We start from the raw sequence: 14,798 nt of genomic DNA, 5'->3' as shown, positions 1-14,798 counted from the left end.
TCGCCTCAAAGCGGCTTAAAAGATGAAGTGTATTTTATTTGATACAAGGAAGCAGTGATTGTGGCAAAGAATTATTATGACATCACCCTCGCGCTGTCTGGCATTTGCCAGTCGGCACGCCTGGTGCAACAACTGGCGCACCAGGGGCACTGTGATGCCGACGCGTTGCACGTTTCACTCAACAGTGTCATTGATATGAATCCCAGTTCTACTCTGGGCGTGTTCGGCGGCAGCGAAGCTAACCTGCGTCTTGGTCTGGAAACACTGCTCGGCGTGCTGAATGCCAGCAGCCGACAAGGACTTAACGCCGAACTGACGCGTTATACGCTTAGCCTGATGGTGCTGGAGCGCAAGCTGTCATCCGCCAAAGGCGCGTTGAATACGTTAGGCGATCGAATTAACGGCCTGCAGCGCCAGCTTGACCATTTTGATTTACAGTCAGACACGTTAATGAGCGCCATGGCGGGCATCTACGTGGATGTGATTAGCCCATTGGGCCCGCGCATTCAGGTGACGGGCTCCCCGGCCGTTCTGCAAAGTCCGCAGGTTCAGGCCAAAGTCCGCGCTTCGCTACTGGCAGGCATCCGTGCAGCCGTGCTCTGGCATCAGGTAGGCGGTGGTCGCCTACAGCTTATGTTTTCTCGTCATCGCCTGACGACTCAGGCAAAACAAATTCTTGCTCATTTAACCCCGGAGTTATGATCTATGGAATTATCCTCACTGACCGCCGTTTCCCCTGTCGATGGACGCTACGGCGATAAAGTCAGCGCGCTGCGCGGAATTTTTAGCGAATACGGTTTGCTGAAATTTCGTGTACAAGTCGAAGTACGTTGGCTGCAGAAATTAGCCGCGCACGCAGCGATCAAGGAAGTTCCTGCTTTTGCTGCCGACGCAAACGGTTACCTGGATACGCTTGTTGCAAACTTCAATGAAGAAGATGCCGCGCGCATTAAAACCATTGAGCGCACCACGAATCACGATGTGAAAGCGGTTGAGTATTTTCTGAAAGAAAAAGTCGCCGCGATCCCGGCGCTACATGACGTTTCCGAGTTTATCCACTTTGCCTGCACTTCTGAGGACATTAACAACCTGTCGCACGCGTTAATGCTCAAAACCGCGCGCGATGAAGTGATCCTGCCTTACTGGCGTCAGGTGATTAACGCGGTTAAAGATCTCGCCACGCAGTATCGCGACATTCCTCTGCTCTCCCGCACCCACGGCCAGCCGGCAACGCCTTCCACTCTGGGTAAAGAGATGGCGAACGTGGCGTATCGTATGGAGCGTCAGTTCCGCCAGCTCAACCAGGTGGAGATCCTCGGTAAAATCAACGGCGCCGTAGGCAACTATAACGCGCATATCGCCGCCTATCCGGAAGTTGACTGGCATCAGTTCAGCGAAGAGTTCGTCACCTCACTGGGCATCCAGTGGAACCCTTACACCACCCAGATTGAACCGCATGATTATATTGCGGAACTGTTTGACTGTATCGCGCGCTTTAACACCATCCTGATCGATTTCGATCGCGATGTCTGGGGCTATATTGCGTTGAACCATTTCAAACAGAAAACCATCGCCGGGGAGATCGGTTCTTCTACCATGCCGCACAAAGTTAACCCCATTGACTTTGAAAACTCAGAAGGCAACCTCGGTCTGTCTAATGCAGTGTTGCACCATCTGGCAAACAAACTGCCGGTTTCCCGCTGGCAGCGCGATCTGACCGACTCAACCGTTCTGCGTAACCTGGGTGTCGGCATCGGCTATGCGCTTATCGCTTATCAGTCCACCCTGAAGGGCGTCAGCAAGCTGGAAGTAAACCGCGATCATCTGCTTGACGAACTGGATCACAACTGGGAAGTATTAGCCGAACCGATCCAGACCGTCATGCGCCGCTATGGTATTGAAAAACCATATGAAAAACTGAAAGAGTTGACCCGTGGCAAGCGTGTCGATGCCGAAGGAATGAAACAGTTTATTGATAGTCTGGCCCTGCCGGAAGCAGAAAAAACGCGCCTTAAAGCCATGACGCCGGCAAATTATATCGGTCGCGCGGTGACTCTGGTCGACGAACTTAAATAATGCCTGCCTCACCCTCTTTTCTTCAGAAAGAGGGTGACTATTTGTCTGGTTTATTAACTGTTTATCCCCAAAGCACCATAATCAACGCTAGACTGTTCTTATTGTTAACACAAGGGAGAAGAGATGATGCGCGTACTGGTTGTAGAGGATAATGCATTATTACGCCACCACCTGAAGGTTCAGCTCCAGGATTCAGGTCACCAGGTCGATGCCGCAGAAGATGCCAGGGAAGCTGATTACTACCTTAATGAACACCTTCCGGATATCGCTATTGTCGATTTAGGTCTGCCGGATGAAGACGGCCTTTCCTTAATACGCCGCTGGCGCAGCAGTGATGTTTCACTGCCGGTTCTGGTGTTAACCGCGCGCGAAGGCTGGCAGGATAAAGTCGAGGTTCTCAGCTCCGGGGCAGATGACTACGTGACGAAGCCATTCCACATCGAAGAGGTAATGGCGCGTATGCAGGCGTTAATGCGCCGTAATAGCGGTCTGGCCTCCCAGGTGATCAACATCCCGCCTTTCCAGGTGGATCTCTCACGCCGGGAATTATCCGTCAATGAAGAGGTCATCAAACTCACGGCGTTCGAATACACCATTATGGAAACGCTTATCCGTAACAACGGTAAAGTGGTCAGCAAAGATTCGCTGATGCTTCAGCTGTATCCGGATGCGGAACTGCGGGAAAGTCATACCATTGATGTTCTCATGGGGCGTCTGCGGAAAAAAATACAGGCCCAGTATCCGCACGATGTCATTACCACCGTACGCGGACAAGGATATCTTTTTGAATTGCGCTAATGAATAAATTTGCTCGCCATTTTCTGCCGCTGTCGCTGCGGGTTCGTTTTTTGCTGGCGACAGCCGGCGTCGTGCTGGTGCTTTCTCTGGCATATGGCATAGTGGCGCTGGTCGGCTATAGCGTAAGTTTTGATAAAACCACCTTTCGTCTACTGCGCGGCGAAAGCAACCTGTTTTATACCCTCGCCAAATGGGAAAATAATAAAATCAGCGTTGAGCTGCCTGAAAATCTGGACATGCAAAGCCCGACCATGACCCTTATTTACGATGAAACGGGCAAATTATTATGGACGCAGCGCAACATCCCCTGGTTGATTAAAAGCATTCAACCGGAATGGTTAAAAACGAACGGCTTCCATGAAATTGAAACCAACGTAGACGCCACCAGCACGCTGTTGAGCGAAGACCATTCCGCGCAGGAAAAACTCAAAGAAGTACGTGAAGATGACGATGATGCGGAGATGACCCACTCGGTAGCGGTAAATATTTATCCTGCCACAGCGCGGATGCCGCAGTTAACCATCGTGGTGGTCGATACCATTCCGATAGAGCTAAAACGCTCCTATATGGTGTGGAGCTGGTTCGTATACGTGCTGGCCGCCAATTTACTGTTAGTCATTCCTTTACTGTGGATCGCCGCCTGGTGGAGCTTACGCCCTATCGAGGCGCTGGCGCGGGAGGTGCGCGAGCTTGAAGATCATCATCGCGAAATGCTCAATCCGGAGACGACGCGTGAGCTGACCAGCCTTGTGCGCAACCTTAATCAACTGCTCAAAAGCGAGCGCGAACGTTATAACAAATACCGCACGACCCTGACCGACCTGACGCACAGTTTAAAAACGCCGCTCGCGGTTTTGCAGAGTACGTTACGCTCTTTACGCAACGAAAAGATGAGCGTCAGCAAAGCTGAACCGGTGATGCTGGAACAGATCAGCCGGATTTCCCAACAGATCGGCTATTATCTGCATCGCGCCAGTATGCGCGGTAGCGGCGTGTTGTTAAGCCGCGAACTGCATCCCGTCGCGCCGTTGTTAGATAACCTGATTTCTGCGCTAAATAAAGTTTATCAGCGTAAAGGGGTGAATATCAGTATGGATATTTCACCAGAGATCAGTTTTGTCGGCGAGCAAAACGACTTTGTCGAAGTAATGGGCAACGTACTGGACAACGCTTGTAAATATTGCCTGGAGTTTGTCGAGATTTCGGCTCGCCAGACCGACGATCATTTGCATATTTTCGTCGAAGATGACGGCCCAGGCATACCCCACAGCAAACGTTCCCTGGTGTTTGATCGCGGTCAGCGCGCCGATACCCTGCGACCAGGGCAAGGCGTGGGGCTGGCTGTCGCGCGCGAGATTACGGAACAATACGCCGGGCAGATCATTGCCAGCGACAGTCTGCTCGGCGGCGCCCGTATGGAGGTCGTTTTTGGCCGACAGCATCCCACTCAGAAAGAGGAATAAACATTTCTATGCGTTCTTCCACGCATCTCGTTAAGCATCCGTTATAATCGGTGTCAGATACCAGCCTGCGGATACTTAACATGGAATACCAATTAACTCTTAACTGGCCCGACTTTCTTGAACGCCACTGGCAAAAACGCCCGGTGGTGTTAAAACGTGGGTTTAGCAACTTTATCGATCCGCTCTCGCCGGATGAGCTGGCGGGGCTGGCGATGGAAAGCGAAATCGACAGTCGTCTCGTTAGCCATCAGGATGGCAAATGGCAGGTCAGCCATGGCCCTTTCGAAAGCTACGATCATCTGGGTGAGAGCAACTGGTCGCTGCTGGTACAGGCGGTAAACCACTGGCATGAACCAACCGCCGCCTTGATGCGCCCGTTCCGCGCTCTGCCGGACTGGCGTATCGACGATTTGATGATCTCCTTTTCCGTTCCCGGCGGCGGCGTTGGCCCGCATCTGGATCAGTATGATGTGTTTATTATCCAGGGAACTGGTCGCCGTCGCTGGCGCGTGGGCGAAAAGCTGCAAATGCGTCAGCACTGCCCGCATCCCGACCTGTTACAAGTCGATCCGTTCGAGGCCATTATTGATGAAGAGCTGGAGCCGGGCGACATTCTGTATATTCCGCCAGGATTCCCGCATGAAGGCTATGCGCTGGAAAACGCCATGAACTATTCGGTCGGTTTTCGCGCGCCCAATAGCCGTGAGCTGATCAGCGGTTTTGCCGATTACGTCCTGCAACGGGAGTTGGGCAATACATACTACAGCGATCCGGATATGCCGTCCCGCAAGCATCCGGCGGATATCCTGCCGCAGGAGATGGATAAACTGCGTAATATGATGCTCGATTTGATCAATCAACCCGCGCATTTCCAACAGTGGCTTGGCGAGTTTCTCTCTCAGTCACGCCACGAACTGGATATTGCGCCGCCGGAGCCGCCGTATCAGCCTGATGAGATTTACGATGCCTTAAAGCAAGGCGAGGTATTAGTACGTCTCGGCGGGCTTCGCGTATTGCGTATCGGCGATGAGGTCTATGCGAATGGCGAAAAAATAGACTCCCCGCATCGCCCCGCTCTGGAGGCGCTCGCCAGTCATATTGCACTAACCGCTGAAAACTTCGGCGATGCGCTGGAAGACCCGTCCTTCCTCGCCATGCTGGCGGCGCTGGTGAATAGCGGGTACTGGTTCTTCGAAGGATAAGAACATCGCAATGCCCGGCGACCGCCGGGCTGACGCAAACTATCCACAACGATCGCCGCCAGGTTTGGCGAAATCGTTATATTGCGGATCGCTTGGGTAAATCGAGTGGGCCATTCGATGGCGAAATGACAATTGTCGGTAACGTCGCGCCAGTACGTTATCGCCAAGACCTTCGGCAATATTAGCCAATTGCTGTAATCGTTCATACTGCATCTTTGCTGGATAAGCTACGGCATCAAGCGTAAAGGCGCGTTCCGCAAAGTATTTTGCTTGTTCAAGCTGTTGATTATTCTGATAAAGCAGCGAAATACCATGCAACACCATTGATACGTCAGACTGCCGACGTTTATATTCTTCCAGCAATGGGAGATAGAAGGAAGTACTGTCCAGGTCGATGTTTTCGGGCAAATAAAAGCGTAATCGTGATATTACCGTCGCCATTGGCGTTAAACGGCTCTGGTAATACGCGATAAGTTTAAGGTAGAGATCTTTCGCTTCCTTATAATGATGGCCCTGTGCATAAAAGCCAGCAAGATTATTGCTGTCAACCGTCATTTCGCCGAATTCGGCGCCATAAAGCGTTTGCTCAATTTTTAGCGCCTGACTTAGCGCATTAATCGCCTCGCTAATATGCCCTGCATTATAAGCAATATTTGCTTTCTGCTGCAAAAAAGAGGCGACGCGCTCACGATTATCCCAGGTTTTATCTCGTAAAATAACGCCCAGCCACTGCTGCTCCGTTGCGTCTATCTTCGCCAAATAATAGGCTTTACGCGCACTATCACATTCGACATCCCACTCTTCCAGCGCCTCAGAATAAGCGTCGCGCATCCTGTTTAAGGTATAAACCAATGCCTCCGTCGATGTCTTTTTGTCTTTAAGCCGCCACGTTAATGCCTGCTCTTGCCAGGCTATCTGCTGACGGTAATCAACCTTGATCTCGTATCGCCACTTCTCTGTCGGTGAATACTCTATATAACGATCGTTACTGTAAACATTAAAGGCCGCCAGGTGTTCAAACATATCGGCCCGATCGCCCGGATAAGCGCCCGCCGGAAATGTTTTCATGATTGCCCGCGCTCGCAGCAGCATTTGCGGCGTTAACTCCGGTTTACCCAGCCATTGATAAATATCGCTTTGTAATAGCAGGCTACGAACAAGCTGTATTGAGCGTTTGCCATATTGCCGCGAGGCCAGCCTCACCGCATCATCAATAAACGTTATGCAGGTTTCATCGCCGGTCATAAAACATGCTGCAGATTGTTGCTGGCGCTGAGACCAGGAAGGCGGATATTCGGCGCTCCAGGCAGAAAAATTTATGGCGGAAAATATCCCGCCATAAATAATAAAACGCTTCACCACAATGCGTAACATTCGCTACTGGCCGCACTTCGCCGTCAACTCCGCGATACGTACAATTACCTGTACCGCTTTTTCCATCCCCTCCAGCGTCACAAACTCATGTTTACCATGATAGTTATATCCGCCGGTAAAGAGATTAGGACACGGCAGGCCCATAAACGACAGTTGCGCTCCGTCTGTACCGCCGCGAATCGGTTTCATCTCCGGCGTAATATGACAGTCGCGCATGGCCTGCTGGGCGATATCGAGAATATGCGGATGTTCAACCACTTTTTCGCGCATATTGTAATAACTGTCTTCTATCACCAGCTCGATATAGCAGTCCGGATGCAGTCCCTTACCGACTTTTTTGGCAATCTCCATCATTTTGCGTTTACGCGCTTCAAACTGCTTACGGTCGAAATCGCGAATGATGTAGTGCATTTCGGCCCGATCAACGGTGCCTTTCATGCTGGCCAGATGATAAAACCCTTCGTAACCTTCGGTGGTTTCAGGCGCTTCATCCGCCGGCACTTCCGCGTGAATCCTCGCCGCCAACGACAGCGCATTGACCATGACGCCTTTCGCCGTACCAGGATGCACGTTATTGCCGACGATTTTGATATTCACCGAGGCGGCATTGAAGTTTTCAAACTCCAGTTCGCCCACGCCGCCGCCGTCGACCGTATAGGCCCACTGCGCGCCAAAGGCCTCAACATCGAAGTGCTTCGCGCCTTTCCCTACCTCTTCGTCAGGCGTAAACGCCACTTTAATGTCGCCGTGGGGAATAGGATTACCTTTCAGCACCGCCAGCGCGGTCATGATCTCCGCAACGCCGGCTTTATCGTCCGCGCCCAGCAATGTCTTACCATCGGTAGTAATCAGCGTCTGTCCCAGTAATTGATGCAGTACCGGGAACATCACGGGTGACAACACCTCATCGCCAATCCCTAATGCTATATCGCCGCCGCGATAATTCTCAACAATCTGCGGGTTAACGTTTTTACCGCTGAAATCCGGAGAGGTATCCACATGGGAGATAAAACCAATGGCGGGAATATCCCCCTCAACATTGGCCGGGAGCGTCGCCATCAACGTCCCTTTTTCGCTTAATGTAATGTTAACCAGCCCCATCTCTTCGAGCTGCTGTTTGAGCAAACGTAGTAACTTCCACTGCCCCTCAGTGCTGGGAACCTGCCGAACACCCGACTTTGATTGGGTATCCAGCGATACGTAGTGTAAAAAACGCTCAAGTAGTTTATCCATGCAGTCACCCTCACTTTTCGTGACAACATTATTAATAAGCAAGAAAAGACAAATATTGCGTCAGGTCACTTTTATCCCTGCAAACAAGAATATTTCACTTTGACACGCTTTCTGACTATAAAGCTAAGTCAGTAATTCGCAACAAGGATTGGCGATCACAGTGGTTTGCCGTAGAATGACCGCCCTCATTAAGAGTGATTAAGGTGGTTAACCACAAACCCCGCAGCGGTCAGCCATCCGTTGCGTTTACATGGGACAGAGTAAGAAATTGAATAAACAACCGCGTTCGCTTTCACCGCTGGTGCTTTTGTCGGGAATTAGCAAAAGTTTCGATGGCAAAGAGGTCATTTCACAACTGGATTTGACCATTAACAATGGCGAATTCCTCACGCTGCTTGGCCCTTCCGGCTGCGGTAAAACAACCGTTCTTCGCCTGATTGCCGGCCTGGAAACCGTTGATGCCGGGCATATCATGTTGGATAACCAGGATATCACCCACGTTCCCGCCGAAAATCGTTATGTGAACACCGTATTTCAAAGCTACGCTTTATTTCCGCATATGACGGTGTTTGAAAATGTCGCGTTTGGCTTACGGATGCAAAAAACGCCAGCCACCGAGATTGCGCCCCGCGTGACCGATGCGCTGCGTATGGTGCAGCTTGAAGAGTTTGCACAACGTAAACCGCACCAGCTTTCCGGCGGACAGCAGCAGCGTGTGGCTATCGCCCGCGCGGTGGTGAATAAACCTCGCCTGTTATTACTGGATGAATCGCTCTCCGCGCTGGACTATAAATTGCGCAAACAAATGCAGAACGAGCTTAAAGCATTACAGCGTAAACTCGGTATCACGTTTGTTTTTGTCACTCACGATCAGGAAGAAGCGCTCACCATGTCCGATCGTATCGTGGTAATGCGTAATGGCGTGATTGAGCAAGACGGCACGCCGCGTGAAATCTATGAAGAGCCAAAAAACCTGTTTGTCGCCGGTTTTATCGGCGAAATTAACCGCTTTGACGCAACCGTCATTGAACGGCTTGATGAACAGCGCGTCCGCGCCAGCGTAGAAGGTCGGGAGTGCAATATATACGTCAATTTCGCTGTCGAACCAGGCCAAAAACTGAACGTCCTGCTGCGACCGGAAGATCTACGCGTCGAAGAGATCAACGATGATAACCACATCGAAGGGCTTATCGGCTACGTGCGCGAGCGCAATTATAAAGGTATGACGCTGGAGTCGGTGGTTGAACTGGAAAATGGCAAAATGGTGATGGTCAGCGAATTCTTCAACGAAGACGATCCTGACTTCGACCATTCACTTGACCAAAAAATGGCCATTAGTTGGGTAGAAAGCTGGGAGGTCGTACTGGCTGATGAAGAACACAAGTAAATTCCAGAATGTAGTGATTGTCACTATCGTCGGTTGGCTTGTGTTGTTTGTTTTTCTGCCCAACCTGATGATCATTGGCACCAGCTTTCTGACCCGTGACGACGCCAGTTTCGTTAAGATGGTCTTTACGCTGGATAACTACGCACGCCTGCTCGATCCGCTCTATTTTGAAGTGCTCCTGCACTCTCTGAATATGGCGCTGATCGCCACCCTCTCCTGCCTGGTGCTAGGCTATCCTTTTGCCTGGTTTCTGGCGAAGTTACCGGAAAAGATACGTCCGTTATTGCTGTTTTTGCTGATCGTTCCTTTCTGGACCAACTCACTGATCCGCATCTATGGGTTGAAAATATTCCTGAGCACTAAAGGTTATCTCAATGAATTCCTGCTGTGGCTGGGCGTGATTGATACGCCGATTCGCATCATGTTCACCCCGAGCGCCGTTATTATCGGCCTGGTTTACATTTTGCTGCCGTTTATGGTCATGCCGCTCTACTCCAGCATTGAGAAGCTCGACAAACCACTACTGGAGGCCGCACGCGATCTCGGCGCCAGTAAAATGCAAACGTTCATCCGCATCATTATTCCATTAACCATGCCGGGCATTGTCGCCGGTTGCCTGCTCGTGATGCTACCGGCAATGGGCCTGTTCTACGTCTCCGATTTAATGGGTGGCGCGAAAAACCTGCTGATTGGTAACGTCATTAAGGTACAGTTCCTGAATATTCGCGACTGGCCGTTTGGCGCGGCTACCAGCATTACGCTGACCATTGTGATGGGACTCATGCTGTTGATTTACTGGCGGGCTTCCCGCTTATTGAATAAGAAGGTGAGTGATATAAGCGATTAATTGCGCAACGCTAACAAATCCATACGCATTCAGGCATGAAGTTTATTCAAGGGTAAACTTCATGCCTCCGGCATAAAAAACGCATGAAAGCAGTTGCCGCCAGTATTGCAAATCTACAGCATCATCCGCGCCAGGCCTTCTTTTATTTTTACCTGTAGCGACGCTATCACAGACAGTAATGCGTTTATACGCGAAGCTCTCAGGTTTTATACTGATTGCCAGTCTCTTTTAAAAATTATATTACATCCGATGCGCCCGCAGTGGAGATAGAAAGGGCCGATTTAATCAATTATGTAGTCATTTTTACTCCAGTATAAGTGAGATTAATATGCCGATTACTATAGGGAATGGTTTTTTAAAAAGTGAAATCCTTACCAACTCCCCAAGGAATACGAAAGAAGCATGGTGGAAAGTTTTATGGGAAAAAATTAAAGACTTCTTTTTTTCTACTGGCAAAGCAAAAGCGGACAGTTGTCTACATGAGATGTTGTTTGCCGATCGCACCCCCACACGAGAGCGGCTTACAGAGATTTTTTTTGAGTTAAAAGAGTTAGCCTGCGCATCACAAAGAGATAGATTTCAGGTTTATAATCCTAATGAAAATGATGACACTATTATTCTTCGCATCATGGATCAAAACGAAGAGAACGAATTGTTACGTATCACTCAAAATACCGATGCCTTTACCTGTGAAGTCATGGGGAATGCTTATTTTTTAATAAAAGATCGCCCCGATATTTTAAAACCGCATCCACAAATGACGGCCATGATTAATAGAAGATATAGCGAAATCGTAGATTACCCCCTCCCTTCGACATTATGTCTCAATCCTGCTGGCGCGCCGACATTATCGGTTCCATTAGACAACATAAAGGGGTATTTATATTCTGAATGGAGAAAAGGAAATTTAGATGAGTGGAAAACGCAAGAAAAGGTAACCTACCTGGCAGCGAAAATTCAGTCTGGGATTGAAAAGACAACGCGCATTTTACAGCATGCGAATATATCCGAAAGTACTCAGCAAAACGCATTTTTAGAAACAATGACGATGTGTGGCTTAAAACAGCTTGAAATACCACCACCGCATACCCACATACCTATTGAAAAAATGGTAGAAGAGGTTTTACTGGCGGATAAGACGTTTCAGGCGTTCCTCGTAACGGATCCCAGCGCCAGCCTAAGCATGTTAGCTGAGATAATCGAAGCCATCTCTGATCAGGTTTTTCACGCCATTTTTAGAATAAACCCCCAGGCTATACAAAAAATGGCGGAAGAACAGTTAACCACGCTACACGTTCGCTCAGAACAACAAAGCGGCTGTTTATGTTGTTTTTTATAAAATCAGACGACGCTTTCTCAAACGTCACGTTCAGGGTTTACTCACGTACTCCATGTTTGCCTACAGAGTAACCTCTTGCCTGGTGCAATAATGCCGCATATGACCGGATCGGATGAGAATAGTCATTTAAATGGCCTTTTTTTCCCGCTCGTCTGGCAATTTGTTGTAAAATTCGCGGCTTCAAGCGGCAGCTTGCTTCTTCCTGGCTGCTGATAACCGCGAGACGTTTTGGAGAGATTTTGGAGAAGAGAAAAAATTGATCATTTTCAATACTCTAAAAGCACCCCATCCTCTGAATAAGAAGGTGGAACTTGAATGATCGGTCGGCTGCTCCGTGGCGGTTTCATGACTGCCATCTATGCGTATCTGTATATTCCCATCATTATTCTGATTGTGAACTCCTTCAACAGTTCGCGGTTCGGCATTAACTGGCAGGGCTTTACCACTAAATGGTACGAACTCCTGGTCAATAACGACAGTCTGTTGCAGGCCGCTCAACATTCACTGACGATGGCGATTTTTTCAGCGACCTTCGCCACGTTGATTGGCTCGTTAACCGCGGTGGCGCTTTATCGCTACCGCTTTCGCGGGAAGCCATTCGTCAGCGGGATGCTGTTTGTAGTAATGATGTCGCCGGATATCGTGATGGCGATCTCCCTGCTGGTGCTGTTTATGTTACTCGGCATTCAACTGGGCTTTTGGTCGTTGCTGTTCTCGCACATCACCTTTAGCCTGCCGTTTGTGGTCGTCACGGTCTATTCGCGCCTGAAAGGCTTTGATGTCAGAATGCTGGAAGCCGCAAAAGACCTGGGGGCCAGTGAGGTAACGATTTTACGCAAAATCATTCTGCCGCTGGCGATGCCGGCGGTGGCGGCGGGCTGGTTGCTGAGCTTTACGTTGTCGATGGACGATGTCGTGGTCTCGTCGTTTGTCACCGGGCCGGGTTATGAAATTTTACCCTTAAAGATTTATTCCATGGTAAAAGTCGGCGTTTCACCAGAAGTGAACGCGCTGGCGACCGTTTTATTGGTGCTGTCTCTGGTAATGGTCATTGCCAGCCAGCTTATTGCTCGTGATAAAACCAAGGGCCGATAAGGCCCGTAATTCAGGGGACGTTAAATGAAAAAATGGTCACGCCACCTGCTCGCGGCGGGCGCCCTGGCGCTGGGTATGAGTGCCGCTCATGCCTCCGACAACGACACGCTCTATTTCTATAACTGGACTGAGTATGTGCCGCCGGGCCTGCTGGAACAGTTCACTAAAGAGACCGGCATTAAGGTGATTTATTCGACCTACGAGTCGAACGAAACCATGTATGCCAAACTCAAAACCTATAAAGATGGCGCGTATGACCTGGTTGTTCCTTCTACATACTATGTCGACAAAATGCGCAAAGAAGGCATGATCCAGAAGATCGATAAGTCGAAATTAACCAATTTCCACAACCTCGATCCGGAAATGCTCAACAAACCGTTTGACCCCAACAACGATTATTCTGTTCCGTATATCTGGGGCGCAACGGCGATTGGCGTGAACAGCGATGCTATCGATCCAAAAACCATTACCAGCTGGGCTGACTTGTGGAAACCGGAATATAAAAACAGCCTGCTTTTAACCGACGATGCGCGAGAAGTCTTCCAGATGGCGCTGCGCAAGCTAGGTTATTCCGGTAACACTACCGATCCGAAAGAGATCGAAGCGGCATATGAAGAGTTGAAAAAACTGATGCCGAACGTAGCGGCCTTCAACTCCGATAATCCGGCGAATCCGTATATGGAAGGGGAAGTCAACCTGGGGATGGTGTGGAACGGTTCGGCCTTCGTTGCTCGTCAGGCTGGCACGCCGCTGGAGGTCGTCTGGCCGAAAGAAGGCGGTATTTTCTGGATGGATAGCCTGGCTATTCCGGCGAACGCGAAAAATAAAGAGGGCGCGCTGAAGCTAATCAACTTCCTGCTGCGTCCTGACGTCGCGAAAGAGGTGGCAGAAACCATCGGCTACCCTACCCCCAACCTGGCGGCGCGTAAGCTGTTAAGCCCGGAGGTCGCCAATGATAAGTCGCTCTATCCGGATGCGCAAACCATCAGCAAAGGCGAGTGGCAAAACGATGTCGGCGACGCCAGCGCCATTTATGAAGAGTATTATCAAAAGCTAAAAGCAGGACGCTAATTCAGCCAAAGCGCCTGTCGGGCCTACAGATGAACGTAACGTGAAATGTAGGCCGGATAAGGCGTTACCGGGCAAACAGCACTACAGCCCTTTCAGGAATTTATCAACAAATTCCGGCACAACCTGGCTTGCCGGGCCGTAGTGCTTCTCTTCAAACTCGCTGCCGACCTGGCTTGGCTCAAGATTCAGTTCCACCGTATGTGCGCCGTGCAGTTTTGCTTCATGCACAAAACCCGCAGCCGGATAGACATGACCGGATGTGCCAATGGCGATAAAAATATCCGCCATCGACAGCGCCATATAAATTTCATCCATGCCAAGCGGCATCTCGCCAAACCACACCACGTGCGGACGTAGCGGCGCTGGGAACTGGCAGCAGTGACATTTATCTTCCGGCATCACATCGCCGTTCCATTCCAGAATCTGGCCGCTTTGCGAACAGCGCACCTTCAACAGCTCGCCATGCATATGAATGATGTTGCGATTGCCCGCGCGTTCATGCAAATTGTCGATGTTTTGCGTCACCAGCAAAAAGCGATCGCCAAGCGCTTCTTCAAGCTTCGCTAACGCCAGATGCGCCGCATTGGGTTGTATTTCCGGCTGTTGAAGCTGCTGACGGCGGGCATTATAAAATGTCTGCACCAGACCCGGATTACGGGCGAATCCTTCCGGCGTCGCCACATCTTCAACCCGATGCTCTTCCCAAAGGCCATCCGCCGCGCGAAACGTACGAATACCAGACTCTGCAGAAATTCCTGCACCTGTAAGGACTAATACTCTTGGGTTTTCCATCATTTCCGGCACCACTCTGTCTCTGAAAAAGATCCGCTGGCGCAGACGTTCACGCAACAGACGTTTATTTTTACGAAAGCGGCTTAATCGATGAAACCGACGCGACTGCATAACAACCTCT

13 protein-coding genes are annotated in these 14,798 nt (G+C 50.2%); 10 read left to right on the top strand and 3 right to left on the bottom strand.

Annotated features, from left to right (window positions below; translation table 11 throughout):
• The first annotated feature begins 60 nt into the window (after nucleotides 1-60).
• The 5 genes from hflD to roxA all read left to right on the top strand — a co-directional run bounded on the left by hflD (nucleotide 61) and on the right by roxA (nucleotide 5,539).
• On the top strand, nucleotides 61-702 hold the full coding sequence (hflD, locus tag J4614_RS01165; protein ID WP_001519653.1) for a high frequency lysogenization protein HflD: 642 nt from the start codon (nucleotides 61-63) through the stop codon (nucleotides 700-702).
• 3 nt (nucleotides 703-705) lie between these two features.
• Nucleotides 706-2,076 carry an adenylosuccinate lyase gene (gene purB / locus J4614_RS01160; protein WP_000423763.1) on the top strand — a complete coding sequence of 457 codons (1,371 nt, stop codon included), beginning with the start codon at nucleotides 706-708 and terminating at the stop codon, nucleotides 2,074-2,076.
• Nucleotides 2,077-2,202: 126 nt separating this feature from the next.
• A complete protein-coding gene (gene phoP / locus J4614_RS01155) occupies nucleotides 2,203-2,874 on the top strand; it encodes a two-component system response regulator PhoP (RefSeq protein WP_001537766.1) in 672 nt (223 codons plus the stop codon).
• A complete protein-coding gene (phoQ, locus tag J4614_RS01150; protein WP_001031687.1) occupies nucleotides 2,874-4,337 on the top strand; it encodes a two-component system sensor histidine kinase PhoQ in 1,464 nt (487 codons plus the stop codon). Before phoP ends, phoQ begins: the two co-directional genes overlap by 1 nt.
• Before the next feature lie 80 nt (nucleotides 4,338-4,417).
• On the top strand, nucleotides 4,418-5,539 hold the full coding sequence (roxA, locus tag J4614_RS01145; RefSeq protein WP_000456514.1) for a [50S ribosomal protein L16]-arginine 3-hydroxylase: 1,122 nt from the start codon (nucleotides 4,418-4,420) through the stop codon (nucleotides 5,537-5,539).
• 39 nt (nucleotides 5,540-5,578) lie between these two features.
• On the opposite strand, the gene J4614_RS01140 is transcribed toward roxA, so the two are convergent.
• A complete protein-coding gene (locus tag J4614_RS01140) occupies nucleotides 5,579-6,913 on the bottom strand; it encodes a hypothetical protein (protein ID WP_058215136.1) in 1,335 nt (444 codons plus the stop codon).
• A gap of 3 nt (nucleotides 6,914-6,916) precedes the next feature.
• Nucleotides 6,917-8,146 carry a peptidase T gene (pepT, locus tag J4614_RS01135; RefSeq protein ID WP_208293029.1) on the bottom strand — a complete coding sequence of 410 codons (1,230 nt, stop codon included), beginning with the start codon at nucleotides 8,144-8,146 and terminating at the stop codon, nucleotides 6,917-6,919.
• A 250-nt stretch (nucleotides 8,147-8,396) separates the two neighbouring features.
• Here pepT and potA point away from each other — a divergent pair, with 250 nt between their 5' ends.
• The 5 genes from potA (at nucleotide 8,397) to potD (ending at nucleotide 13,885) form a co-directional block, all read left to right on the top strand.
• Entirely contained in the window at nucleotides 8,397-9,533 is a 1,137-nt protein-coding gene (gene potA / locus J4614_RS01130; protein ID WP_000531583.1) for a spermidine/putrescine ABC transporter ATP-binding protein PotA, read from the top strand.
• Nucleotides 9,517-10,380: a spermidine/putrescine ABC transporter permease PotB gene (gene potB / locus J4614_RS01125; protein ID WP_000799391.1), complete on the top strand. Its 864-nt coding sequence runs from the start codon at nucleotides 9,517-9,519 to the stop codon at nucleotides 10,378-10,380. Before potA ends, potB begins: the two co-directional genes overlap by 17 nt.
• A 328-nt stretch (nucleotides 10,381-10,708) precedes the next feature.
• The gene (gene sifA, locus J4614_RS01120; protein ID WP_001644649.1) at nucleotides 10,709-11,719 is read left to right on the top strand and encodes an SPI-2 type III secretion system effector SifA; all 1,011 of its coding nucleotides are present in this window, start codon (nucleotides 10,709-10,711) and stop codon (nucleotides 11,717-11,719) included.
• Nucleotides 11,720-12,034: 315 nt separating this feature from the next.
• A complete protein-coding gene (gene potC, locus J4614_RS01115) occupies nucleotides 12,035-12,814 on the top strand; it encodes a spermidine/putrescine ABC transporter permease PotC (protein ID WP_000580299.1) in 780 nt (259 codons plus the stop codon).
• A 24-nt stretch (nucleotides 12,815-12,838) separates the two neighbouring features.
• Nucleotides 12,839-13,885: a spermidine/putrescine ABC transporter substrate-binding protein PotD gene (gene potD, locus J4614_RS01110; protein ID WP_000759329.1), complete on the top strand. Its 1,047-nt coding sequence runs from the start codon at nucleotides 12,839-12,841 to the stop codon at nucleotides 13,883-13,885.
• Nucleotides 13,886-13,966: 81 nt separating this feature from the next.
• On the opposite strand, the gene cobB is transcribed toward potD, so the two are convergent.
• On the bottom strand, nucleotides 13,967-14,788 hold the full coding sequence (gene cobB, locus J4614_RS01105; RefSeq protein WP_001191856.1) for a Sir2 family NAD+-dependent deacetylase: 822 nt from the start codon (nucleotides 14,786-14,788) through the stop codon (nucleotides 13,967-13,969).
• Nucleotides 14,789-14,798: the final 10 nt, after the last annotated feature.

Origin of the sequence: Salmonella sp. 32031103-2018-00083-FB-01-SM-01, assembly GCF_017571995.1 — a bacterium.
Classification (GTDB): Bacteria; Pseudomonadota; Gammaproteobacteria; order Enterobacterales; family Enterobacteriaceae; genus Salmonella; species Salmonella enterica.
Note: the sequence above shows the minus strand (reverse complement) of the source record. Positions and strands in the feature narration are given on the sequence as shown.